At 66.4% G+C, this 23,074-nt stretch carries 22 protein-coding genes; 19 read left to right on the top strand and 3 right to left on the bottom strand.

Annotated elements, in window-relative coordinates; genetic code table 11:
• Window positions 1-114 precede the first annotated feature (114 nt).
• The 7 genes from AC3A3W_RS21550 to AC3A3W_RS21520 all read left to right on the top strand — a co-directional run bounded on the left by AC3A3W_RS21550 (window position 115) and on the right by AC3A3W_RS21520 (window position 8,390).
• Entirely contained in the window at window positions 115-873 is a 759-nt protein-coding gene (locus AC3A3W_RS21550; RefSeq protein ID WP_487445161.1) for a carbon-nitrogen hydrolase family protein, read from the top strand.
• Between the two features lie 96 nt (window positions 874-969).
• A complete protein-coding gene (dapA, locus tag AC3A3W_RS21545) occupies window positions 970-1,878 on the top strand; it encodes a 4-hydroxy-tetrahydrodipicolinate synthase (RefSeq protein WP_487445160.1) in 909 nt (302 codons plus the stop codon).
• A 42-nt stretch (window positions 1,879-1,920) separates the two neighbouring features.
• A complete protein-coding gene (locus AC3A3W_RS21540; protein ID WP_487445159.1) occupies window positions 1,921-3,612 on the top strand; it encodes a ribonuclease J in 1,692 nt (563 codons plus the stop codon).
• A 91-nt stretch (window positions 3,613-3,703) separates the two neighbouring features.
• Entirely contained in the window at window positions 3,704-6,619 is a 2,916-nt protein-coding gene (locus tag AC3A3W_RS21535) for an FtsK/SpoIIIE family DNA translocase (protein ID WP_487445158.1), read from the top strand.
• A 23-nt stretch (window positions 6,620-6,642) separates the two neighbouring features.
• Entirely contained in the window at window positions 6,643-7,308 is a 666-nt protein-coding gene (gene pgsA, locus AC3A3W_RS21530) for a CDP-diacylglycerol--glycerol-3-phosphate 3-phosphatidyltransferase (protein ID WP_487445157.1), read from the top strand.
• Window positions 7,305-7,799 (top strand): CinA family protein, encoded by a 495-nt coding sequence (locus AC3A3W_RS21525; protein ID WP_487445156.1) that lies wholly within the window; start codon window positions 7,305-7,307, stop codon window positions 7,797-7,799. Before pgsA ends, AC3A3W_RS21525 begins: the two co-directional genes overlap by 4 nt.
• A 138-nt stretch (window positions 7,800-7,937) precedes the next feature.
• A complete protein-coding gene (locus AC3A3W_RS21520) occupies window positions 7,938-8,390 on the top strand; it encodes a helix-turn-helix domain-containing protein (RefSeq protein ID WP_205652218.1) in 453 nt (150 codons plus the stop codon).
• Between the two features lie 110 nt (window positions 8,391-8,500).
• Here the strand turns inward: AC3A3W_RS21520 and AC3A3W_RS21515 are convergent, their stop codons facing one another.
• Window positions 8,501-9,010, bottom strand: coding sequence for a MarR family winged helix-turn-helix transcriptional regulator (locus AC3A3W_RS21515; protein WP_487445155.1), 510 nt, complete (start codon window positions 9,008-9,010; stop codon window positions 8,501-8,503).
• Window positions 9,011-9,052: 42 nt separating this feature from the next.
• Between AC3A3W_RS21515 and AC3A3W_RS21510 the strand changes: the two genes are divergently transcribed.
• From AC3A3W_RS21510 to dapF, 6 genes are all read left to right on the top strand, one after another.
• Window positions 9,053-9,277, top strand: coding sequence for a DUF3046 domain-containing protein (locus tag AC3A3W_RS21510; RefSeq protein WP_487445154.1), 225 nt, complete (start codon window positions 9,053-9,055; stop codon window positions 9,275-9,277).
• A 202-nt stretch (window positions 9,278-9,479) separates the two neighbouring features.
• Entirely contained in the window at window positions 9,480-10,532 is a 1,053-nt protein-coding gene (gene recA / locus AC3A3W_RS21505; protein WP_487445153.1) for a recombinase RecA, read from the top strand.
• A 100-nt stretch (window positions 10,533-10,632) separates the two neighbouring features.
• Window positions 10,633-11,109: a regulatory protein RecX gene (locus tag AC3A3W_RS21500; protein WP_487445162.1), complete on the top strand. Its 477-nt coding sequence runs from the start codon at window positions 10,633-10,635 to the stop codon at window positions 11,107-11,109.
• 106 nt (window positions 11,110-11,215) lie between these two features.
• The gene (gene miaB, locus AC3A3W_RS21495) at window positions 11,216-12,760 is read left to right on the top strand and encodes a tRNA (N6-isopentenyl adenosine(37)-C2)-methylthiotransferase MiaB (protein WP_487445152.1); all 1,545 of its coding nucleotides are present in this window, start codon (window positions 11,216-11,218) and stop codon (window positions 12,758-12,760) included.
• A gap of 3 nt (window positions 12,761-12,763) precedes the next feature.
• Window positions 12,764-13,666 (top strand): tRNA (adenosine(37)-N6)-dimethylallyltransferase MiaA, encoded by a 903-nt coding sequence (gene miaA, locus AC3A3W_RS21490; RefSeq protein WP_487445151.1) that lies wholly within the window; start codon window positions 12,764-12,766, stop codon window positions 13,664-13,666.
• 66 nt (window positions 13,667-13,732) lie between these two features.
• A complete protein-coding gene (gene dapF / locus AC3A3W_RS21485; protein ID WP_487445150.1) occupies window positions 13,733-14,677 on the top strand; it encodes a diaminopimelate epimerase in 945 nt (314 codons plus the stop codon).
• Here the strand turns inward: dapF and AC3A3W_RS21480 are convergent.
• Window positions 14,658-15,272: a class I SAM-dependent methyltransferase gene (locus AC3A3W_RS21480; RefSeq protein ID WP_487445149.1), complete on the bottom strand. Its 615-nt coding sequence runs from the start codon at window positions 15,270-15,272 to the stop codon at window positions 14,658-14,660. The genes dapF and AC3A3W_RS21480 overlap by 20 nt on opposite strands.
• 378 nt (window positions 15,273-15,650) lie before the next feature.
• Here AC3A3W_RS21480 and hflX point away from each other — a divergent pair, with 378 nt between their 5' ends.
• Together hflX and AC3A3W_RS21470 are read left to right on the top strand one after the other, a co-directional pair.
• Window positions 15,651-17,228 (top strand): GTPase HflX, encoded by a 1,578-nt coding sequence (gene hflX / locus AC3A3W_RS21475; protein WP_487445148.1) that lies wholly within the window; start codon window positions 15,651-15,653, stop codon window positions 17,226-17,228.
• Complete coding sequence (locus AC3A3W_RS21470; RefSeq protein WP_487445147.1) at window positions 17,221-19,275, top strand: ATP-dependent DNA helicase; 2,055 nt, start codon at window positions 17,221-17,223, stop codon at window positions 19,273-19,275. Before hflX ends, AC3A3W_RS21470 begins: the two co-directional genes overlap by 8 nt.
• Window positions 19,276-19,321: 46 nt before the next feature.
• Here AC3A3W_RS21470 and lexA read toward each other — a convergent pair whose 3' ends face one another.
• Window positions 19,322-20,071, bottom strand: a complete 750-nt coding sequence (lexA, locus tag AC3A3W_RS21465) for a transcriptional repressor LexA (protein WP_487445146.1) — start codon at window positions 20,069-20,071, stop codon at window positions 19,322-19,324.
• 324 nt (window positions 20,072-20,395) lie between these two features.
• Between lexA and AC3A3W_RS21460 the strand changes: the two genes are divergently transcribed.
• The 4 genes from AC3A3W_RS21460 to AC3A3W_RS21445 all read left to right on the top strand — a co-directional run.
• Window positions 20,396-20,809, top strand: coding sequence for a LysM peptidoglycan-binding domain-containing protein (locus tag AC3A3W_RS21460; protein WP_487445145.1), 414 nt, complete (start codon window positions 20,396-20,398; stop codon window positions 20,807-20,809).
• 87 nt (window positions 20,810-20,896) lie between these two features.
• Entirely contained in the window at window positions 20,897-22,015 is a 1,119-nt protein-coding gene (locus AC3A3W_RS21455; RefSeq protein ID WP_487445144.1) for a histidinol-phosphate transaminase, read from the top strand.
• A 60-nt stretch (window positions 22,016-22,075) separates the two neighbouring features.
• A complete protein-coding gene (hisB, locus tag AC3A3W_RS21450) occupies window positions 22,076-22,702 on the top strand; it encodes an imidazoleglycerol-phosphate dehydratase HisB (protein WP_487445143.1) in 627 nt (208 codons plus the stop codon).
• Window positions 22,699-23,074: imidazole glycerol phosphate synthase subunit HisH (locus AC3A3W_RS21445; RefSeq protein ID WP_487445142.1), on the top strand; the 376-nt coding region annotated here is incomplete at its 3' end. The genes hisB and AC3A3W_RS21445, both read left to right, overlap by 4 nt.

Raw genomic sequence — 23,074 nt, 5'->3', positions numbered from 1 at the left:
GAGCTTTTCCATTACGTCCGCGCGGCCCAGCGCCTGGCCGCGTGGGCGGAGTCGTTGCGGGAAGCTGCCGTCGGCCGCTACTGCGCGGGAAAGGATCCTGCCTAGGATGGAGGCGTGACCGGAGCGCTGACCGTATCTGCCATCCAATACCAGCCCCTCGAGGGCGGTGTCTCGGCCAACGTGCCGGAGCATGTGCGTCTGATCGAGGACGCGGATTCCCACGGTGCCCGCCTCGTGATCTTCCCGGAACTGTCGCTGACCGGCTACGATCTGCCGCTGCTTCGGAGTGCGGACCAATGGTTGGTGCCGGGCGATGCCCGGCTCGCCGCGGTGCGGGAGATCTGCCGGCGCACGGGCGTAACCGCCGTCGTGGGGGCTGCCCTGCGGGAATCCGACGGCACGCCCCGGCTGGCATCCCTGGCTGTCCACCCCGACGGGTCGGAGGAAGCGGGTTTCAAGTCCCACCTCCACGGCGCGGAGGAAGCGCTGTTTACGGCCGGTCCCGGGCCGGCCCTTGTCGACGTGGACGGCTGGAAGATTGCCCTGGCCATCTGTTTCGACGCGGCGCATCCCGTGCACTCCGGCACCGCGGCCGACGCCGGAGCGGATGTGTATGCCGTTTCGGCCCTTTACACGCAGGGTGAGGGGCCCCGGCTGGGCCTGCACCTGGGGGCGCGCGCCATGGATAACCGCATATACACGCTCTTGGCGAACCTTGGCGGCCTGACGCCCCTCGGGCCGTCCTGCGGGCTGAGCGGTTTCTGGGGGCCGGACGGGCTGACCATGCAGCACGCCTCGGGCACGGGAACGGAAGTGCTCACGGCCGTGCTTCGCAGGGGTGCCCTGGAGCGGTACCGGCGCCCGGAAATGTGACGGTCCTCGCTTCCTGTTTGACGCGCTGCCCGAGTTTGACCATCATCACGCGCCCGCATTGTCCTAACCTGCCGGTGACAGGGTAACGTTTTTCCCATGGCTGACACTTCCGCGAACATTCCTGCTCTTGGTACCCTCCTGACCGCGATGGTTACGCCCTTCACCAGGGACGGCGAAGTGGACTACCAGCAGGCGGCGGAATTGGCCGTCAAGCTCGTGGACAACGGCTGCGACGGCCTGGTGGTCACCGGAACCACAGGGGAAACCTCCACCCTCACTGACGAGGAAAACCTCGGCATGTTCCGCGCCGTCAAGGACGCTGTGGGAGGGCGTGCCGCCATCATTGCCGGCACCGGAACCAATGACACCGCACACTCCGTGCATCTTTCGCAGCAGGCGGCCGCCCTCGGAGTCGATGGCCTCCTGCTTGTCACGCCGTACTACAACAAGCCCAGCCAGGCCGGCGTCCGCGCGCACTTCGAGACGGTTGCGTCGGCAACGGATGTGCCCGTCATGCTTTACGACATCCCCGGCCGCTCCTCCATCCCGATCGCGCCCGAGACCATGATCCGCCTTGCGCAGCACCCGAATATCGTCGCCGTCAAGGACGCCAAGGCCGATTTCGCTGCAGCCACACGCGTCATGGCCGAGACCGACCTCCTCTTCTACTCCGGCGACGACGGACTGACCCTGCCGTGGATGGCGTTGGGCGCCGTCGGCCTGGTGGGCGTCACAACACACGTTGCAACCCGCCGCTTCCGGGAGCTCATCGACGCCGTCAACGCGAACGACCTGGGAACCGCCCGCAAGATCAATTTCGAGCTTGAGCCCGTCGTGCGTGCAACCATGACCCGCGTCCAGGGCGCCGTTGCCGCCAAACAAATTCTTAAATGGCAGGGAGTCCTGCCCAACTCGATTGTCCGTTTGCCCCTCGTGGAGCCGGACGAAGCCGAGATCGAAACCATCCGCGAGGATTTGGCGGAAGGAGGGCTGGTCTATTCCTGACGGACTAAGACCGGCACTCTTCCGCCTGGAAAGAAGTGCATTATGACCCAAGTTGCCCTACCCGGCCTCGTCACGCCTCCCCGCCTTGCCGAAGGCACCCTTCGGATCGTCCCCCTTGGCGGTCTGGGCGAGATCGGCCGAAACATGGCAGTCTTCGAAATCGACGGCAAACTGCTGATCGTTGACTGTGGTGTCCTCTTCCCGGAGGAGACCCAGCCCGGCGTCGACCTGATCCTGCCCGATTTCTCCTACATCGAGAACCGGCTGGATGACATCGTGGCCGTGGTGCTGACCCATGGCCACGAAGACCACATCGGCGCTGTGCCGTACCTCCTGCGGCTCCGCAGCGACATCCCGCTGGTCGGTTCGCAGCTGACGCTCGCCCTGGTCGAGGCCAAGCTGCAGGAACACCGCATCCGGCCCTACACCCTGACGGTGACCGAAGGGCAGGTGGAGCAGTTCGGCCCGTTCCAGTGTGAGTTCGTTGCAGTCAACCACTCGATTCCCGACGCGCTGGCTGTGTTCCTCCGCACCGCCGGCGGCACCGTGCTGCACACGGGTGACTTCAAGATGGACCAGCTCCCGCTGGACGGGCGGATCACCGACCTCCGGCACTTCGCCAAGCTTGGGGAAGAAGGCGTGGACTTGTTCATGTCAGACTCCACCAATGCCGACGTCCCCGGCTTCACCACGGCCGAAAAGGAAATCGGCCCCACGCTGGACAGGCTCTTCGGGCAGGCGACCAAGCGGATCATCGTGGCGTCCTTCTCCTCGCACGTCCACCGTGTGCAGCAAGTCCTGGACGCCGCGGCCAAACATGGCCGCAATGTGGCGTTCGTCGGGCGTTCCATGGTCCGCAACATGGCGATTGCCTCAAAGCTCGGGTACCTGGACGTGCCGGAGGGCATCGTGGTGGACCTGAAGAACATCGACGGCCTGCCGGACAACAAGGTGGTGCTGATGTCCACCGGCTCGCAGGGCGAGCCCATGGCCGCGCTGTCCCGCATGGCCAACGGCGACCACCGCGTGGTGGTGGGCCACGGCGATACCGTCATCCTCGCCTCGAGCCTCATTCCCGGCAACGAGAACGCGGTGTTCCGCATCATCAACGGACTGCTGAAGCTCGGTGCCGACGTGATCCACAAGGGCAACGCCAAGGTCCATGTGTCGGGCCATGCCGCGGCCGGTGAGCTGCTGTACTGCTACAACATCCTGGAACCGCTCAACGCCATGCCCGTGCACGGCGAGACCCGCCACCTGATCGCCAACGGCAAGATCGCCGAGGAATCCGGCGTGCCCGCTGCAAGCATCCTCCTCGCCGACAACGGCACGGTCATCGACCTCAAGGACCACCGTGCCGACGTTGTGGGCCAGATCGAAGTCGGCTTCGTCTATGTTGACGGCTCCAGCGTCGGCGAAATTACCGACGCCGACCTCAAGGACCGCCGGGTCCTCGGCGACGAAGGCTTCATCTCCATCATCACGGTCATCAACCGGGCCACCGGCAAGGTGGTCTCCGGACCCGAGATCCACGCCCGGGGCGTGGCGGAGGATGACTCGGTCTTCGACGACATCATCCCCAAGATCAACGCCGCGCTGGAAGAGGCCGTGCTCAGCAATGCGGACCACACCACCCACCAGCTGCAGCAGGTGGTCCGCCGGATCGTTGGAACCTGGGTCAACCGCAAACTGCGGCGCCGCCCGATGATTATTCCGGTGGTCCTCGAGGCCTAAGCCGGCCACGGGCTCCGGGGGCAGGCGAACACAGTCCCCGGACGCCCGGAAATCCGCGGAATCCGGCCCGGATTGGAGTACCGTGGCACATATGGCCACACGTACTTCCCCCGCGCCAAAACGTACCCCCGGCGCTAAATCAGGCACGTCAGCGGGCCGCGCCGGCTCTTCCGCGTCCAAATCCGCCCGGGGCGGGACGTCCGGCGGAACCGCGCGGACGCGCCAGCTGGCCGCCGTCGAACCCCGGCAGCCGTGGCTGCTGAGGGTGATCGGCGGTGCCTGGCTCGGAATTGGCCACCTGGTCGGCGGGGGAGTGCGGCGGATCGGCCACGACGTCAGCGACCTCGCACCGGAAGAACGCCGTGACGGGGCCGCGCTGTTCAATCTTGCCCTTGCCGTCTTTATTGCCACCTTTGCCTGGTGGGGCCTGCGGGGCTGGTTCCCGGATACCGTCTACGCCGTGGTCAACGGCACCTTCGGCTGGATGTCGCTGGTGCTGCCGCTCATGCTGTTCGTCTGCGCTGTGCGGCTGTTCCGCCGGCCGGACGACGGTCGGGGCAACAACCGCGTGGGGATCGGCTTCCTGATCATGACCTTCGCGGGTTGCGGGCTTGCCCACGTCATCGGCGGCCAGCCGACCGTCGCCCAGGGGTTCGACGGCCTGCGCCAGGCCGGCGGCATGCTGGGCTTCCTGGCGGCGTCGCCGCTTGCTGCCATCCACTCCGCCGTGCCGGTGACCCTCTACGGCCTCCTGGCCTTTGTCTCGCTGCTCATCGTTACGGCGACGCCGTTCAGCGCCATTCCGCGGCGCCTGCGGGCTGCCTACGAGCACCTGATGGGCATCGACCTCCAGGACCACGACGGCGATGTCCACGACCGCAGCTACCTTTACGAAAACGCCGCCGCGGCTGCACCGAAAAAGAAGCGCAAGCGGCTCTTCGGCAAGAACCCGGACGGCGACGGGCGCCTGGAGGGCTACGTCGGTGACGAGGCCTTCGAACATGCGGTCATTGACGACGACGACGCAGCGGCTTCGTCGGGCAGCAGCACCCCGTCCGGCAAGGGCGCCCCTGCGGTGGCGCCCGGTGTCCGCCGCCCCACCCAGGCCGAGATCGCCGTCGAGAAGATCAAGGCCGCCCAGGGGCTCGGCTCCAAGGGCGGGGATGCAGAGGGGGACAACGCCACGGAGGCCATTCCGCTCGTCACCCCGGGCATGGTAGCCGCCGGTTCGCTCAACCCGGCGGGTGCGGCTGCTGCCGCGCACGTGCCCTCCAAGCCGGTGGCGCCCGCGCCGCCGCCCACGCCCATCCCGCAGCGCACCGAGCAGCTCTCGCTGGCCGGGGACGTCACCTACACCCTGCCGTCGTCGGACATGCTGACCCCCGGATCCATCCCCAAGGAACGGACGGAGGCCAACGACGCCGTCGTCGCGGCACTGACGGATACGATGACGCAGTTCAACGTGGACGCCAGCGTGACTGGCTTTAGCCGCGGCCCCACGGTCACACGGTACGAGATTGAACTGGCGCCGGGCACGAAGGTCGAGCGGGTCACGGCCCTGTCGAAGAACATCTCCTACGCCGTCGCCAGTTCCGACGTGCGCATCCTGAGCCCCATACCCGGCAAGTCGGCTATCGGCATCGAGATCCCGAACACCGACCGCGAGACTGTGTCGCTGGGCGATGTCCTCCGTAGCCAGAACGCCCGCCGCACGGACCACCCCATGGTCATGGGCGTCGGCAAGGACGTGGAAGGCGGATACGTCGTCGCGAACCTGGCCAAGATGCCCCACCTTCTCGTGGCCGGCGCCACCGGCGCCGGTAAGTCCTCGTTCGTGAACTCGATGATCACCTCCATCCTCATGCGCGCCACTCCGGATGAGGTCCGGATGGTCATGGTGGACCCGAAACGCGTGGAACTGACGGCCTACGAGGGCGTGCCGCACCTCATTACGCCCATCATCACCAACCCCAAGAAGGCGGCAGAGGCCCTGCAGTGGGTGGTCCGCGAGATGGATGCCCGCTACGACGACCTGGCGAACTACGGCTTCAAGCACATCGATGACTTCAACAAGGCCGTCCGTGCCGGCAAGGTCCATCCGCCCGTGGACTCCAAACGCGTCATCCGGCCCTACCCGTACCTGCTGGTGATCGTCGACGAACTCGCAGACCTCATGATGGTGGCCCCGCGCGACGTCGAGGATTCCATCGTCCGCATCACCCAGCTCGCGCGCGCCGCCGGCATCCACCTGGTGCTCGCCACGCAGCGGCCTTCCGTCGACGTCGTCACCGGCCTCATCAAGGCCAACGTTCCCTCGCGCATGGCCTTCGCGACCTCCTCCGTCACCGACTCCCGTGTGGTCCTCGACCAGCCGGGAGCCGAGAAACTGATCGGCCAGGGTGACGCACTCTTCCTGCCCATGGGTGCTTCCAAGGCCATGCGCGTGCAGGGCGCGTGGGTGACGGAGTCGGAAATCCACAAGGTGGTGGAACACGTCAAGGGCCAGCTCAAGGCCGACTACCGGGACGACGTTGCTCCCGAGGCGCAGAAAAAGCAGATCGACGACGACATCGGGGATGACCTCGAAGTCCTGTTGCAGGCCACGGAACTGGTGGTCACCACACAGTTCGGCTCCACCTCGATGCTGCAGCGCAAGCTCCGCGTCGGGTTCGCCAAGGCCGGCCGCCTCATGGACCTGCTCGAGTCCAGGGGCGTGGTGGGGCCATCGGAAGGGTCCAAAGCCCGTGACGTGCTGGTCAAGCCGGACGACCTCGCCGCAGTGCTGGCTGCCATGAAGGGCCAGGAGGCTCCTGCGGCGCCCGACTCGCAGACCGCGGCACTGAGCGACAACGCCAACGCCAACATCGCGCAGGGTGGCTACGCGGAAGACCTCGTCGCCGCCGATCTGGACAACCGTACGCAGAACGTCGAATATTACGACGGCGCGGACGGTTCCGGGGATGATGATGAAGGTTCCGAGGACGCCTGGTCCCTCACTGGGCGGTAGCCGGAAGACGGTAGCCTAGGAAGGTGACTAGCACCGAAGCGACCGCGGCCGGCTCCAACAGCTCCGGGATCTGGAACCTGCCGAATATCCTGACGATGCTCCGCATCGTGCTGGTGCCGTTCTTCGTGTGGTTCCTCATCGCCGATGCTCCGGGCCTGCACAGCGAATCCGGGCCATGGCGCTGGGCCGCGGTGGCGGCGTTTGCCGTCGCGATTTACACCGACAAGCTCGACGGCGACATCGCCCGGAGCCGCGGGCTGGTCACCGATTTCGGAAAGATCGCCGATCCGATCGCCGACAAGCTGCTGACCGGTTCTGCCCTGGTCATGCTTTCCGTGCTGAACGAACTGCCCTGGTGGATCACCGTGGTCATCCTCGTCCGTGAGTGGGGCATCACCGCGCTGCGGTTCTTCGTCATCCGCTACGGAGTGATTCCCGCCTCCCGCGGCGGAAAGCTCAAGACCGTCGTGCAGACCGTCGCGATCTTCCTCTACCTGCTTCCGCTGTCCGCCCTTGCCCCTTGGCTGGTGTGGGTGGCCCTGGCCGTCATGCTGGTGGCCGTCCTCATCACGGTCTGGACCGGCGCCGAGTACGTCATTGAAGCCTTCAAGGTCCGCGCCCAGGGGCTGCGGCACAGGGCCGAGGAGCGGCAGAACCAAGACCCGGACACACAGGAAGGAAAGGCATGAGCAACCTTCACCGGATCGCCGGCGAGACAGTCGCGGCAGCCATCGCGCGGGGCGTAACCGTGGCCACCGCCGAATCGCTGACAGCCGGCATGGTCACGGCAATGCTGGCGGACACCGCGGGAGCGTCCGCCATGCTGCGGGGCGGCGTCGTTTCCTACAGCAATTCAGTCAAGCGGGACATACTCCGCGTTCCGCAGGAACTGCTCGACGCCGTCGGCTCCGTCGACGGGGACGTGGCCGCCGCCATGGCGGCGGGAGCGCGGAGCGTCTGCGGGGCGGACCTGGGGGTGTCCACCACCGGCGTGGCCGGACCGAACGGGCACGACGGCAAACCGGTGGGAACTGTCTTCATCGGCATCGCCACCGCACAGGGCGCCACATCCTATCCCTACAGTTTTGAAGGGACCCGGGCAGAGATACGTGCGCTGGCCTGTGAGGCTGCACTGGCGCGGCTTCAGGAGGCTCTGGCGTCGCTAACCAACCGGGAGTAAGGTTGCCGGGAACAAAAAGCATTACCGAATAGTTGTTACATTGTGTCGCTTCTCCAAGAGGGAGGCGCCTAGGATGAAAAGACCAACAGCGGTTTGCTTTACGGCGAACCGGACACATGAGGGAGCAAGGCGATACAGATGGTAAAGCAGCCCGTATCCGTAAACGGCGTTGTCCGCTGGAAGGATGTGGGCCTCGCCGATCAGGCCAAGAGCGAACAGAAGGAGCGCAAGATGGTAGTACTTCGTCACGAAATTGGTGATGTCCTGCGCGATGTCCGCCAGCGTCAAGGGCGTACCCTCCGCGAAGTGTCGCACAGCGCCCGAGTTTCCCTGGGCTACCTGAGTGAAGTGGAGCGCGGCCAGAAGGAAGCCTCTTCGGAGCTGCTGTCCTCGATCTGTTCGGCCCTGGATGTTCCGCTGTCCAGCATGCTCCGTGAGGTCAGCGACCGTGTGGCCATGGCCGAAGGTGTTGCCGTACCGGACACCGTGCCGCAGGAGTTTGCCCAGCGTTACGGCCGTGACCTTGAGCGCGACCTCAGCACCGAACTGAACAACGAGCTGGCCAAGGGCCTGCTGTCCGGCGCGCGCTAGCACGCCCCCGATTCAGGCTGGTGCAGGAAAAGATTTAAGATGATGGCCCCCGGCAGAAGCCGGGGGCCATCATCATTTTCGAGGATGCTGTCGTTGCCTGGATGCCGTCCCTAGAGCTCGCCGTCCTTGGGGAACCCGTCACGTTCGTACGTGGCATTGAGCTTGGCCATGTACGTGGCCAACGCCTCCAGGTCCTGCACCGGCCATTCCCCCAGCCGTTCCCGGAAGACCTGACGCCGGGCGTCCTGCACCTGGTGCATCTTCTCCTCACCCTTGGGCGTGAGGCTGATTGTCTGGGCGCGCCCGTCCAGGGGATCGGCCTCCTTGAGCACGAGGCCGATGCTCTCGAGGAATGCGATCTGCCGGCTCACGGATGGCTTGCCCACGCCGATGCAGGACGCCAGCTCGGTCAGCCGGATGGGTCCCGTCTTGCGGATCATCGTGAGCAGCCCGTACGCAGCAGGCTCCATGTCCGGATGCACCTCGCGTGAGAGCTGCTGGGAGACGGAGCGGGCGCGCCGCCAAAAAATACTGATTTGATGCTCCACTGACTTCAGCGCGGCATCAAGTGTGTCCTCGGAGGGGGCGGACCCTCCCGGGACGTCAACGGGGTTGCTCATGGCAACCATTCTAGAGTCCGCGGCCATGAGAGACTCTATGGCGTGCGGATTAGTGATTTTTGGCGGCTCATGGACGACGAGTTCGGTGCAGGCTATTCCCGCGTGCTCAGTAGCTCACTGAGTCTCGCGGGCGTTGGTGGCCGGACAGCAGACGAGGCATTGGCCTCCGGCGTCAATCCCCGCGACGTCTGGCTCGCCGTGTGCGACGTCCAGGACGTTCCTGCTGAACGCCGGCTCGGCCGGGACATCAAGCCGAGCCCCAGCTAATCCCGTCCCGCGGTCAGAGTCCTGACACGCCGAGCGATTGTTCGAATATCTGTTCGGACGGGACTATGCTTTTTTCAGCGGGTTATCCACATACGCGGTCCCGCCCGGCAACATTGTCACAGGGCGGCGCTAGCGTCAGTGATGACAGAGAACAGGGCCGCACAGGCCACTCCACAGCGAGAAAGCAATAGAGGTGTGAACCATGGCGGCAGCCCCGGATCGTGCAAAAGCGCTGGAAGCAGCGCTTGCCCAGATTGACAAGCAGTTCGGCAAGGGATCGATCATGCGGCTGGGCGATGAAACCCGGGCCCCCATCGAGGTCATTCCCACCGGCTCCATCGCGCTGGACGTCGCGCTGGGAATAGGCGGGCTCCCGCGGGGCAGGGTCGTTGAGATCTACGGCCCGGAATCGTCCGGTAAGACCACGGTGGCCCTCCATGCCGTGGCCAACGCCCAGCGCAACGGCGGCATCGCGGCCTTCATCGACGCCGAGCACGCTCTCGACCCCGAGTACGCGGCCAAGCTGGGCGTGGATACCGACGCGCTGCTGGTTTCCCAGCCGGATACCGGTGAGCAGGCCTTGGAAATCATGGACATGCTGGTGGGCTCCGGCTCGCTGGACATCGTCGTTATCGACTCCGTGGCGGCGCTCGTTCCGCGCGCGGAAATCGAAGGTGACATGGGAGACAGCCACGTCGGTCTGCAGGCGCGCCTGATGAGCCAGGCCCTGCGTAAGATCACCGGACGGCTGAGCCAGACCAAGACCACCGCTATCTTCATCAACCAGCTCCGCGAAAAGATTGGTGTGTTCTTCGGCTCACCCGAGACCACCACCGGCGGCAAGGCCCTGAAGTTCTACGCGTCCATCCGCATCGACGTCCGCCGCATCCAGACCCTGAAGGAAGGCGCCGATTCCGTCGGCAACCGCACCAAGGCCAAGATCGTCAAGAACAAGATGGCCCCGCCCTTCAAGATCGCCGAATTCGACATCATCTACGGCCAGGGCATCTCCCGCGAGGGCGGCATCATCGACATGGGCGTGGAGCACGGCATCATCAAGAAGTCCGGTTCCTGGTTCACCTACGACGGCGACCAGCTCGGCCAGGGCATGGAGAATTCCCGGCGTTTCCTCCGCGACAACCCCGAACTGGCGGCGGAACTTGAGCGGCTCATCAAGGAAAAGCTTGGTGTCGGAGTGAAGCCTGCCGCCGATGCTGAGGCGTCACCGAAGCTGAAGGCCGTTGACGGTTTCTAGCGGCAGGCGGCGCGGCCGGGTGCCCGGCGCTGAGGCGGGCCAATCTGCCACAGCGCCGCCGCCCGCAGCCGCGGAAGACAGGGACGCAGACCCCGCCTCAGTGGCGCGGGCCATTGTGCTGCGGCAGCTGACCAGCGCGCCCAAGAGTAGGCTCCAGCTGGAACGGAAGCTGGCCGAACGCAACGTGCCCGAAGACGTCGCCGCCGCGGTCTTGGACCGCTTCGAAGAGGTCAAGCTCGTCGATGACGCTGAATTCGCGGACATGTGGGTGCGCAGCCGTTCCCAGACCCGGAAGCTGGCCAAGGGCGCGCTCCGCCGCGAACTCGCTGACAAAGGGATCGATCAGGAGACAGCCGCGTCGGCCCTGGAGCAGCTCAGCGACGAAGACGAGGAAGCCGCGGCCAGGCATCTGGTGGAGCGTAAGCTCCGCCCGGGTGCAGACCTGTCCGACCGTGCCGAGCGGGACAAGACCACCCGGCGCCTGGCCTCCATGCTCGCCCGCAAGGGGTACCAGCCCTCGCAGGCCTTCCGGATCGTCGGCGAGGTGCTTGACGCCGCCTCCGGCGGCCGGGCCTAGTCTCCGGCGCCCGGTCTAGCCTCCGATGGCCGGCAGTCTCCGATGCCGAGACTGGCTGACTTGAGGGGCAGCACCTCCAGTTGGCCACAGCCGGTACGCTTAACGGGTGAGTCTGACCTACCCTTCCCCCGCATCCGGCGCCGTCCCTGCAGCAGCCGACGCCTCCGGCGCGCCCCGCACCTACCAGGTGCGTACCTTCGGCTGCCAGATGAACGTCCACGATTCCGAACGGATGGCCGGGATGCTCGAGGCGGCGGGCTACGTTCCCGCGGAGGGCGCCCAGGCCGACGTCGTCGTCTTCAACACGTGTGCCGTGAGGGAGAACGCGGACAACAAGCTCTACGGCAACCTCGGCATGCTGGCGCCGGTCAAGGAAGCCAACCCGGGAATGCAGATCGCTGTCGGCGGGTGCCTGGCGCAGAAAGACCGCGAAACCATCCTGAAGAAGGCGCCGTGGGTGGACGCGGTCTTCGGGACGCACAACGTGGGCGCCCTTCCGGCGCTCCTGGACCGGGCCCGCCACAACAGCGAAGCGCAACTCGAGATCCTTGAATCCCTCGACGTTTTTCCCTCCACGCTGCCCACCAAGCGGGACTCTGTGTATTCAGGCTGGGTGTCCATCTCCGTGGGCTGCAACAACACGTGCACGTTCTGCATTGTGCCCGCACTCCGCGGCAAGGAGAAGGACCGCAGGCCCGGGGACATCCTGGCCGAAGTGCAGGCCCTCGTGGATGACGGCGCCATCGAAGTGACCCTCCTTGGCCAGAACGTGAACTCCTACGGAGTGGAGTTCGGCGACCGCCAGGCATTCTCGAAGCTGCTTCGGGCCTGCGGTGAAATTCCCGGCCTCGAACGGGTCCGCTTCACCAGCCCCCATCCGGCCGCATTTACCGACGACGTCATTGACGCCATGGCCGAAACGCCCAACGTCATGCCCCAGCTGCATATGCCGCTCCAGTCAGGCTCGGACAAGGTCCTCAGGGACATGAAGCGCTCCTACCGTTCCGCCAAGTTCCTCGGGATTCTGGACAAGGTCCGGGACAAGATCCCGCACGCCGCAATCTCAACGGACATCATCGTCGGCTTCCCGGGGGAGACCGAGGAGGATTTCCAGGCGACACTGAACGTCGTCGAACAGTCCCGCTTCGCCACAGCCTTCACATTCCAGTACTCCAAGCGCCCCGGCACGCCGGCAGCGGACCTTCCCGGCCAGCTGCCCAAAGCCGTCGTCCAGGAACGCTTTGAGCGGCTCACCGCCCTGCAGGACCGCATCGCCGCCGAGGAGAATGCCAAGCAGGTGGGACGCCGGGTCGAGGTCATGGTGACTGCACAGTCAGGACGCAAAGCAGGGGAGACCCACCGCTTGTCCGGCCGGTCCCAGGACCAGCGGCTCGTCCACTTCACGGTGCCCGACGGCGCCCCGGCACCCCGGCCCGGTGACCTGGTCACCGTAACCATCACCCAGGCGGCGGCCTTCCATCTGGTCGCAGACCCCGCAACGGCCGCCGACTACACACTGCGGCGTTCACGTGCCGGTGACGCGTGGGACAGGTCGCAGGCAGACTCGTGCGGGGCTCCCGCACCGGAGGCCGCGGGCGGCAAAACCGGCGTTTCGCTCGGCATGCCGTCACTTCCCGTGCGCAGCCGCTAGACCGTGGCCGCCAGGCAGCCGCCCGTCATTGCGGTGGTGGGGCCAACCGGTTCCGGAAAGTCCGACCTGGCCGTCGAGCTGGCTCTAACGCTCGACGGCGAAGTGATCAATGCTGACGCCATGCAGTTCTATCGCGGCATGGACATCGGAACGGCCAAGATCACCGAACCCGAGCGCAGGGGAATACCGCACCATCTGCTGGACATCCTTGACGTGACCGAGGAAGCATCGGTCTCCGAGTTCCAGCAGCAGGCAAGGGCTGCAGTCACGGATATCCACCGCCGGGGTAAGCGGGCTATCCTCGCGGGCGGGTCCGGGTTGTATGTCCGTGCAGCCCTCGACGTCCTGGAATTTCCGGGCACCGACCCCGGCATCCGTGCCCGCCTCGAGCAGGAACACGCCGACGCCGGAACTGCGCCGCTGCTGCAACGACTCCGGGAGGCCGACCCCGTCTCCGCAGGCCGGCTCGGAGATGCCCGCCGGATCATCCGGGCGCTGGAGGTCTTCGAACTGACAGGACGCCCGTTCAGCTCCTTCATGCCCAGCCGGGAGTACGTCCAGCCGGCCGTGCAGATCGGCCTGGCAGTTGACCGTGACGAGCTGCGCGAACGCCTGGCGGCCCGGGTCCACCGCATGGTGGACCGCGGACTGCTGGCCGAGGTCGAACGGCTGGATGCTGCCGGACTCCGACGCGGCCGGACGGCGCCCCGGGCCCTGGGCTATGCCCAGTTCCTCAAAGTGCTCGACGGCGAAGCCGACGTTGCGCAGGCGGCGGAGGAAACCATCGTGGCCACCCGCCAGTTCGCCCGCCGCCAGCTCACCTGGTTCCGGGCCGACCCGCGCATCGCCTGGCTGGACTGGCAGGATCCCGCCCTGGCGGCCAAGGCCGCAGCCCTCTGCGCCTGACGCCCGCCCGCTCACAGCAGGGCGGCTGTTTTCCGGGACCCCGCGGCGTGCGGGTAACCTTGAAGCATGAATGAAGCCCTTGCAGAAACCTCCGAGCGCGCCATCTCACAACTGAGCGGCCTCCGCTTCTCCAAGGGCCACGGAACCGGCAATGACTTCGTCCTGATCGCCGACCCCGAGGGCATGCAGGCCATTTCCCCGGAACAGGTCGCGGAGCTGTGCGACCGCCACCGCGGCATCGGCGGGGACGGGCTCATCCGGGCCGTCCCCTCGCGCCTCATCGACGAGGGCCGCCGGCTCCTGACCGAGCACCCCGACGCGGAGTGGTTCATGGACTACCGCAACGGCGACGGCTCCCTGTCCGAGATGTGCGGCAACGGCGTCCGGGTGTTCGTCCACTTCCTCCTCGCCGAGGGGCTCGCTGAGCTCCCAACGGGAGGCTCGCTGACCATCGGCACGCGCGCCGGCGTGAAGACCATCGTCCGCACGGCGGAAGGCTACGCCGTGGACATGGGACCGTGGGAGTTCATCTTCCCGGCCGAAGCCGCGGCCCGTGCCATGGACTCCCTGGTCAGTGCCGACGGCTTGGAAGTGCCGCGGCCGGCGCTGTCAGTCAGCATGGGCAACCCGCACACCGTCGTGGCGCTGGCTGAACTGTCCGAGCTGGAAGCCACCAGGCTCTTTACAGCTCCGCATGTTGACCCCAAGCCGGCGCATGGGACCAACGTCGAGTTCGTCGTTCCGTCCGAGCCGCTGGTCCACGACGGCGTCGGCACCGTGACCATGCGCGTCCACGAGCGCGGCGTCGGCGAGACGCAGTCCTGCGGCACCGGAGCGTGTGCTGCCGCGGTCGCCACCCGGCACTGGGCAGGCCAAGGGGCACCGGACGCCTGGCACGTAAAGGTGCCGGGCGGCGTCGTCGGCGTTAAATTCTTCACCGTGGCAGACGGCCACGAGCATGTGGAGCTGAGCGGTCCCGCAACAATCGTTGCTAGCGGGACGCTTTCCTGACCTGCAGGATCCGGAACGACTTGGACGTGCTCTCACGGGTCACCGCGAAAGAATCGTCAAGCTCCTCCGCGAGCCAGCGCTGAAGCGAATCGGACCCCAGGTTCTTCTGCACCACCAGCCAGGCTGAACCTCCCGGCGCAAGGCGGGGCAACCACAGCATCAGCAGCGAATGCAGCTCGTCCTTGCCGATCCGGATCGGCGGATTGGACCAGATGGTGTCGAAACGCAGCTCCGGATCCACGGCCTCCGGCGTGCTGGCCGTGACATTCCCCAAGCCGAGCAGGGCCGCGTTCTCGTTGGTGAGCGTGATGCAGCGTTCGTTGACGTCCACCGCATACACGTGGGCGTGCGGCGCCCGCAGCGCCATGGTCAGGGCGATGGGACCCCAGCCGCAGCCGATGTCCAGCAGGTTGCCCTGCGGGGCGGGGGCAGGGACCTCCGCCAGTAGGACAGCGGTGCCTTTGTCGATGCCGTCCGGGCTGAAGATGCCGGAGGAGGTCTGCAGTCTGCGCGTTTCGCCGGCCAGTTCCACGGTGAGCGGCTTGCGGGTGAACGGCCCGGCGGGCGAGGCGCTGAAATAGTGGGCAGATTCCATAACTGGCCAGATTAGTGGGCCTCCCGCCCGATGGGAAACTGGGCGGGAAACTGGCTGGGTAACTGGATGGGAATCCGGGTGGTCCGCATCTGCTACTCTGGAAGGCATGTTCCTGATCTTTGAGTAGCCGGTATTTTCCGCCGCAGGCTTCCAGCCGCGGCGCCGGCCCCGTGCCTCCCGTTGCGATGCAGGTATACCACCTTCCGCCCGGAGCGCGCCGAACCACACTCAATCAGTCCATTCTTCTGCCGCTCCGGCCTGTGCGCCGACGGCACCCCAGGAGCCCTTATGCCCTCCAGTCGTCAGCCCAGCGCGAATTCTGCGCCCAAGGCAGCCAATCAGCACTATTCTGAAGATGCAAAAACCTTTAAGGAGACCATGACCAGTCAGCACAATTCCGGATCCGAACCAGCAGCCCAGGACATGAGTCCCGAGGAAATCCAAGCTGTCATCGACCGGATTCTCTCCAAGGACGTCCCGGCAAAGAATGCCGCGGCTGCCAACGGCGCAGGAGCCGGCAGCAAGGCCGTCTTTGGCCAGGCGCAGGCCATCTCCCGGCTTGACGAGGAACACAGCACGTTCGACGGCGACCAGCAGGATCTTGAGGAACGCCGGGCCCTGCGCCGCACCGCGGGACTGTCCACCGAACTCGAAGACGTCACCGAAGTAGAGTACCGGCAGCTGCGCCTGGAGCGCGTGGTCCTGGCCGGGCTGTGGACCGAGGGCACCCTCGCCGATGCCGAGAACTCCCTGCGTGAACTCGCTGCCCTGGCGGAAACCGCGGGCTCGGAAGTTCTCGACGGGCTGGTCCAGCGCCGGGCGAAGCCGGATCCCGGCACGTTCCTCGGCTCGGGCAAAGCACTGGAGCTCAAGGATGTGGTGATGTCCACCGGCGCGGACACCGTGGTGGTGGATGCCGAACTGGCCCCGTCGCAGCGGCGCGGACTGGAGGACATCGTCAAGGTCAAGGTCATCGACCGCACTGCGCTGATTCTCGACATCTTCGCGCAGCACGCCAAGAGCCGTGAGGGCAAGGCGCAGGTGGAGCTGGCACAGCTCGAATACCTGCTTCCGCGCCTCCGCGGCTGGGGCGAGTCGATGTCCCGCCAGGCCGGCGGCCAGGTGGGCGGCGCAGGTGCCGGCATGGGTTCACGCGGTCCCGGTGAAACGAAGATTGAACTGGACCGGCGCCGGATCCGCACGCGGATGGCGAAGCTGCGCCGCGAGATCGCCGCGATGAAGCCGGCGCGCGAGACCAAGCGGGCCAACCGCCGTCGTAATGCAGTTCCGTCCGTGGCCATCGCGGGCTACACCAACGCGGGAAAATCCTCCCTGCTGAACCGCCTCACCGACGCCGGAGTCCTGGTGGAGAACGCCCTGTTCGCCACGCTGGACCCCACCGTCCGCAAGACTGAGACGGCGGACGGCCTGGGATACACCCTGGCCGACACCGTCGGCTTCGTCCGCTCCCTTCCCACCCAGCTCGTGGAGGCGTTCCGGTCCACGCTGGAGGAAGTGGCGGACGCGGACCTCATCCTGCACGTGGTGGACGTCTCGCACCCGGATCCGGAGGGCCAGATCGCCGCCGTTCGCTCGGTGTTCTCCGAAGTGGATGCCCGCAAGGTGCCCGAGATCATCGTGCTGAACAAGGCCGACGCCGCCGACCCGTTCGTGGTGGAGCGGCTGAAGCAGCGCGAACCGCGCCACGTGGTGGTGTCCGCCCGTACCGGCCAGGGGATCCCTGAGCTGCTCAAGGCGATCAGCGACGGCATCCCGCGGCCGAGCGTCAAGTTGGAACTGCTGGTGCCGTACCACCGCGGAGACCTGATCAGCAAACTCCACGACTCCGATGCGGAGATCCTGAGTATGGATCACGAAGAGGGCGGCACCCGCGCCGTGGTCATGGTCCGGGAAGGCCTCGCGGCTGAACTGGAATCCTTTATCGCCAATGACTGACCAGGCGGCGGAGCCCGCCGGGGCCGCGGCCGGTGAGGAGTTCGTCATCGAACTCCTCGACCGTGCCGTGGCCGGCATGGGCGGACAAAGCCGCAGCGGCCAGCATGAGATGGCACGGCAGGTGGCGCGGGCGATCGACACCGGCGACCACCTGCTCGTCCAGGCGGGCACAGGCACCGGCAAGTCGCTGGCCTACCTCATCCCGCTGATCGCCCATTCACTGGAAAGCGACAAGCCCACGCTCGTCTCCACCGCCACGCTGGCGCTGCAGACACAGATCGTGGGCCGCGACCTCCCGCGGTTGCTGAAGAACATCACGCCGGCGCTGGACCGGCCGGTCAAGGTGGCGCTCGTCAAGGGGCGGTCCAACTACGTCTGCCGGCACAAGCTCGAAGGCGGGTTTCCCTCCGAGGAGCCCTCCGAAGGACAGCTCTTTTCGCTCGGCGAGGACACCAGCGTCCCGCACTTCGCCGCCGCCATGGGAGGACCATCCTCGCAGCTAGGCAAGGAGGTGGTCCGGCTCCGCGAGTGGGCGGAAAAGACCGCCACCGGGGACCGCGACGAACTGCTCCCGGGGGTGACGGACCGGGCCTGGCGCCAGGTGTCGGTCACGTCCATGGAATGCCTCGGTGCGCAGAAGTGCCCCCTCGCGGCCGAGTGCTTCAGCGAACTGGCCCGGCACGACGCCGCCGATGCCGATGTCGTAGTTACCAACCATGCCATGCTCGCCGTCAGCGCGTTTGAGGGCCTGGCCGTGCTGCCCGAGTACGACGTCGTGGTTGTGGACGAGGCCCACGAACTCCAGGACCGTGTCACCGGCGCCGTGTCCGGGCAGCTGTCCGTCGCGATGGTGCATGCGGCAGCGTCCGGCGCCCGCAAGCACACCGGGATCACCGTGGACGCGCTGAACAACGCCGCCGCCAACCTTGAACTTGCCCTCGCGGGTGTTCCCAGCGGGCTGCTCCCGAACGGACTCAACGCGGAGCAGCTCGACTGCGTGGACCAGCTGCGTGAGGCGTGCCGGGCAGCACTCTCCGATTCCAAGGGGGACAGCAACAACGCGGCCGACGGCGGTCGGCAGCTCGCGCGGTCCCGCCTCCTCGTCATCCTGGAGCTGTGCGAGCGGCTGCTCGCCGCGCGGGACAACCGCGAGGTGGTGTGGTTTTCACGTAACAGCACCTTTGACCCCCAGCAGGGATATTCGGCACCCGATGAGACGCAGCCCGCGCTGATTAACATCGCACCCCTGAGCGTCGCCGGGCGTCTTCGGGAGGGCCTGTTCGAAGGCCACACGGTGGTCCTGACCTCCGCCACGCTGGCCATCGGCTCCGCCTTCGAACCCGCCGCCGGCGGTCTCGGCCTCCTGGGCGAAGGCGCCCCCAGCTGGACGGGCGTGGACGTCGGCTCCCCCTTCGACTACCCGAAGCAGGGCATCCTGTACGTGGCCGGCCACCTTCCCAAGCCGGGCCGGGGGATGTCGCCGGAAGCACTCGACGAACTGGAAACGCTGATCCGTGCCTCAGGCGGGGGAGCGCTGTGCCTCTTCTCGTCCCGCCGGGCCGCCGAGGACGCGGCCGAGGCGCTGCGCCCCCGCCTGGACGTCAGCGTCCTCTGCCAAGGCGACTCGACCATGACCGCACTGGTGAAACAGTTCGCCGACGAACCGGACACCTGCCTGTTCGGCACCATGTCCCTGTGGCAGGGAGTCGACGTTCCCGGCGGTTCGTGCCGGCTGGTGGTAATCGACAGGATTCCGTTCCCGCGGCCGGACGACCCCCTCATGACGGCACGCTCCCGGGCCGTAGCCCAGGCCGGCGGCAACGGTTTCATGTCCGTGTCAGCCACCCATGCCGCAATCCGCCTGGCCCAGGGCGCCGGGCGCCTCATCCGGTCCACGGATGACAAGGGTGTGGTGGCGGTCCTGGATTCGCGGCTCTCGACGGAGCGCTACGGCGGGTTCCTCCGCGCCGCGCTTCCGCCGTTCTGGCCCACGACGGACCGGAAGATCGCCGTGGCGGCGCTGGAAAGGCTCGCCGGGGCACAGTAGTTCTGGGAACCCCTTATCCAGAGGGAGATCTCGAGCGAACCGCGACCTAAAGCGACCGCAGTACGGACACGACCTTGCCCATGACCACGGCGTGATCGCCCAGGATGGGCTCGTACTGGGTGTTCTGGGGAAGCAGCCAGGTGTGGCCGTCCCGCTGCCGGAAGGTCTTGACGGTTGCTTCGTCATCCAACAGCGCCGCCACGATGTCGCCGTTGGCCGCGTCGCTCTGGCGCCGCACCACTACCCAGTCACCGTCGCAGATCGCGGCGTCCACCATGGAATCACCGGCAACCCTCAGCATGAACAGCTCCCCGTGGCCGACGAGCTGGCGCGGCAGGGGCATGAGGTCCTCCACCATCTGGTCGGCGAGGATGGGACCGCCGGCGGCAATGCGGCCCACCAGCGGAACCAGCGCAGTGTCCGTGGCGCTGGGCAGCTCCGAAACGGACGCACGGCCAGCGCTGTGCTGCGGGGTGCCCTTGTCCCCGCCGGCGGCCTTGGAGACTCCGGCATCCAGCGTCAGGGGCATGAGAACTTCCATTGCCCGGGGGCGCTTGGGATCGCGCCGGAGGTACCCGAGCTTTTCCAGCTGCGAGAGCTGGTGGGTGACGCTGGACAGGCTGGCCAGGCCAACGGTGTCGCCAATCTCCCGCATGGAGGGAGGGTACCCGTTGTCGTTGACCGAGCGCTGGATGGTTTCCAGGATCTTCTTCTGCCGGACGGTGAGTCCCTTGGGTGCTGTCCGGGACCGCTGGCTGCGCTGGGTAGCTTTGCCGTCGGAGGCTTGTGCTGCCATGTTCGCCAACGCCTTTCGTTCCTCCCGGCTTGCTTTGGCCGCAGTTGCCGGGAACTTCCGGCCTGAAATGTCAGACCCTGCTGATCAACTGCAGAAGTGGTTGTTCTTTGATTTCAAACGTAGGCCAGCCACAAGGCTTTTTCAAACATTTGTTCTAGCGAGTCTCGACTTTATTCGTCGATAAGTGCTAAAACTGGAGAAGCAAAGTTCGAACATGTGTTCTAGTTCAGCTGCGGAGCGGCCCGGCCATTCGAAAATGCCGGCGGATGCCCGGCGGACCGGGGCACACCGGGCAGCACAGAGTAGTCCAGGAGGGCTCAGTTCATGTCAGCTACAACAGCAGTTCACCATTCTCGTCACCAGAAGCCCCTGGGCACCCAGGGCCTGCAGGCCGGCGGGCGGCCTGGCCCGCAGACGGGCAAGCCTCCGCGGCTGCGGCTCACCCGCCGCGGGCGGATCGTCCTGATCGGGTTGCCGCTGGTACTTCTGGCTGCGCTTCTCCTGTCTCTCACCGGCCTGCTGAACTCCCCGGCCAAGGCAGCAGACGCCGCCGGCGGGCTGTCTGTGACGGAGACCGTTTCCGTGACGGTGCAGCCAGGGGAATCGCTGTGGGCCATTGCGGGGAGTGTTGATCCGGCCAGGGACCCGCGCGATGTCATCGCGGATATTGTCCAGCTGAACAACCTGGAGAACGGCAAGGTCATGCCGGGGCAGCAGCTGTTCGTCCCGTCCAAGTAGGCCTTGATCCGTCGCGGCGGGTCCTGCCAGTCCTGCCTGAGCTGTCACGGTTTCCCGTTCGCCGTCCCGGGCACTTAAACTGTCCAAGTGACTGACCAGCTTGAGCGACTGAACCGACTGCCCCTCCGGACCAATCTACGGGGGCTGACACCTTACGGGGCGCCGCAGCTGGACGTGCCGATCCTGCTCAATGTCAATGAGAACACCCATGGGGTGCCGGCTGATGTCCGCGCCGCCATTTCCGAGGCCGTGACTGAGGCCGCAGCAGGCCTCAACCGTTATCCAGACCGGGAATTCACCGAGCTCCGGGAGGCGCTGGCGGAATACCTGGGCCACGGGCTTGCTGCCGAAAACATCTGGGCCGCCAACGGTTCCAACGAAGTCCTCCAGCAGATACTGCAGGCGTTCGGCGGACCCGGACGAAAGGCCCTGGGCTTTCCGCCCACGTATTCCATGTACCCGCTGCTGGCCAGCGGAACGGACACCGAATACATCGTGGGGCAGCGCGCGGAGGACTATGGCCTGAGCGCTGAGTCCGCAGCCCGCCAGGTCAGGGAACTGCAGCCGAATGTCGTGTTCCTCTGCTCGCCCAACAATCCCACCGGCACCGGCCTGGGGCTGGATGTGGTGGAAGCTGTCTACGAAGCCGGCGAATCCAGCCGGACCATCGTCATCGTCGATGAGGCGTACCACGAATTCGCCCATGACGGCACCCCCAGCGCCCTCACCCTGTTGCCGGGCCGTGAGCGGCTCATTGTCTCCCGGACCATGAGCAAGGCCTTTGCCCTGGCGGGCGCCCGTCTCGGCTACATGGCGGCTGCCCCCGAGGTGGCCGACGCCCTGCGCCTTGTCCGCCTCCCGTACCACCTGTCCGCGATCACCCAGGCCACCGCCCTGGCGGCGCTCCGGCACCGCGAGGCGCTCATGGCCGACGTTGAGGACATCAAGCGCCAGCGCGACAGGATCGTCACCGAACTCACCAGGATGGGGCTTCGCCCCGCTGCGTCGGACTCGAACTACGTCTTCTTCGGCGGGCTCGAGAACCCGCACGAGGTCTGGCAGGCGCTGCTGGACACCGGGGTCCTGATCAGGGACGTCGGCATCCCGGGCCACCTGCGGGTCACGGCCGGCACTGAGACGGAAACCACAGCCTTCCTGGAAGCGCTGGAACGCATCCTGGCAAGGCAGGCTGCACTTCCCGCCTAAACTTGGGGGTAGACCCCGCAACGTCTGCACCCTCCTTCGTCAAAAAGGACACCTATCACTATGAGCGACACCGGAATCAAGGCTGCCGAGTCCCGGACTGCACGCCTCGAGCGTGCCACCAGCGAATCTTCCGTTCTGGTGGAAATCAACCTCTACGGCACCGGCGTTTCAGACATCAGCACCTCGGTCCCGTTCTACGACCACATGCTGACCGCACTGTGCAAGCACTCACTCATCGACATGACGGTCAAGGCAACCGGCGACATCCACATCGATGTGCACCACACTGTGGAGGACGTGGCCATCACCTTCGGTGAGGTGCTGCGGACCGCCCTTGGCAACAAAGCCGGCATCCGACGCTTCGGCGAAGCCACCGTCCCGCTGGACGAGGCGCTGGCCCACGCCGTTGTCGATGTGTCCGGCAGGCCCTACCTGGTGCACGGCGGGGAACCGGCCGGCCAGGAGTACCACCTCATTGGCGGCCACTTCACCGGGTCGCTCACGCGCCACGTCTTCGAGGCCATCACCCTGCACGCCGGCATCTGCCTGCACATGAACGTCATCGCCGGCCGCGACCCGCACCACATTGTCGAAGCCCAGTTCAAGGCGTTCGCCAGGGCGCTGCGTGCCGCCGTCGAGCCCGACCCCCGCGTTGAAGGCATTCCGTCCACCAAGGGTGCCCTGTGACCGGCAAGGTTCTGCGGGACGGCGCCATCATTGACCCCTCGGCCACGGTCAAGCCGGCCTCGCCCGAGGGGAAGCCCACCGTCACCGTCCTGGACTACGGCTCCGGCAACGTCCGGTCTGCTGTCCGCGCCCTCGAACGCGCCGGCGCCGAAGTGATCCTTAGCTCCAAGCCGGAGGACGTCCTCAACGCCGACGGCCTGGTGGTTCCCGGGGTTGGTGCCTTCGAGACCGTCATGCGCGAACTGAAAGCCGTGGACGCCATCCGTATGATCGGCCGCCGGGTTGCCGGCGGACGGCCCGTCCTCGGCATCTGCGTGGGCCTTCAGGTGCTGTTCGAAGCCGGCGTGGAACACGGGACCGAAGCCGAGGGCA

It is taken from the genome of Arthrobacter sp. Soil_N43 (assembly GCF_057655195.1).
This window is presented reverse-complemented; position numbering and strand designations above follow the sequence as displayed.

Excerpts from the sequence above, each read along its gene's own strand:
- AC3A3W_RS21540 (WP_487445159.1), top strand. The coding sequence starts at position 1,921 with ATGACCCAAGTTGCCCTACCCGGCCTCGTCACGCCTCCCCGCCTTGCC.
- AC3A3W_RS21525 (WP_487445156.1), top strand. The coding sequence starts at position 7,305 with ATGAGCAACCTTCACCGGATCGCCGGCGAGACAGTCGCGGCAGCCATC.
- AC3A3W_RS21535 (WP_487445158.1), top strand. The coding sequence starts at position 3,704 with ATGGCCACACGTACTTCCCCCGCGCCAAAACGTACCCCCGGCGCTAAA.
- dapF (WP_487445150.1), top strand. The coding sequence starts at position 13,733 with ATGAATGAAGCCCTTGCAGAAACCTCCGAGCGCGCCATCTCACAACTG.
- hisB (WP_487445143.1), top strand. The coding sequence starts at position 22,076 with ATGAGCGACACCGGAATCAAGGCTGCCGAGTCCCGGACTGCACGCCTC.
- hflX (WP_487445148.1), top strand. The coding sequence starts at position 15,651 with ATGACCAGTCAGCACAATTCCGGATCCGAACCAGCAGCCCAGGACATG.
- dapA (WP_487445160.1), top strand. The coding sequence starts at position 970 with ATGGCTGACACTTCCGCGAACATTCCTGCTCTTGGTACCCTCCTGACC.
- AC3A3W_RS21515 (WP_487445155.1), bottom strand. The coding sequence starts at position 9,010 with ATGAGCAACCCCGTTGACGTCCCGGGAGGGTCCGCCCCCTCCGAGGAC.
- AC3A3W_RS21460 (WP_487445145.1), top strand. The coding sequence starts at position 20,396 with ATGTCAGCTACAACAGCAGTTCACCATTCTCGTCACCAGAAGCCCCTG.
- AC3A3W_RS21480 (WP_487445149.1), bottom strand. The coding sequence starts at position 15,272 with ATGGAATCTGCCCACTATTTCAGCGCCTCGCCCGCCGGGCCGTTCACC.
- recA (WP_487445153.1), top strand. The coding sequence starts at position 9,480 with ATGGCGGCAGCCCCGGATCGTGCAAAAGCGCTGGAAGCAGCGCTTGCC.
- lexA (WP_487445146.1), bottom strand. The coding sequence starts at position 20,071 with ATGGCAGCACAAGCCTCCGACGGCAAAGCTACCCAGCGCAGCCAGCGG.
- AC3A3W_RS21470 (WP_487445147.1), top strand. The coding sequence starts at position 17,221 with ATGACTGACCAGGCGGCGGAGCCCGCCGGGGCCGCGGCCGGTGAGGAG.
- AC3A3W_RS21520 (WP_205652218.1), top strand. The coding sequence starts at position 7,938 with ATGGTAAAGCAGCCCGTATCCGTAAACGGCGTTGTCCGCTGGAAGGAT.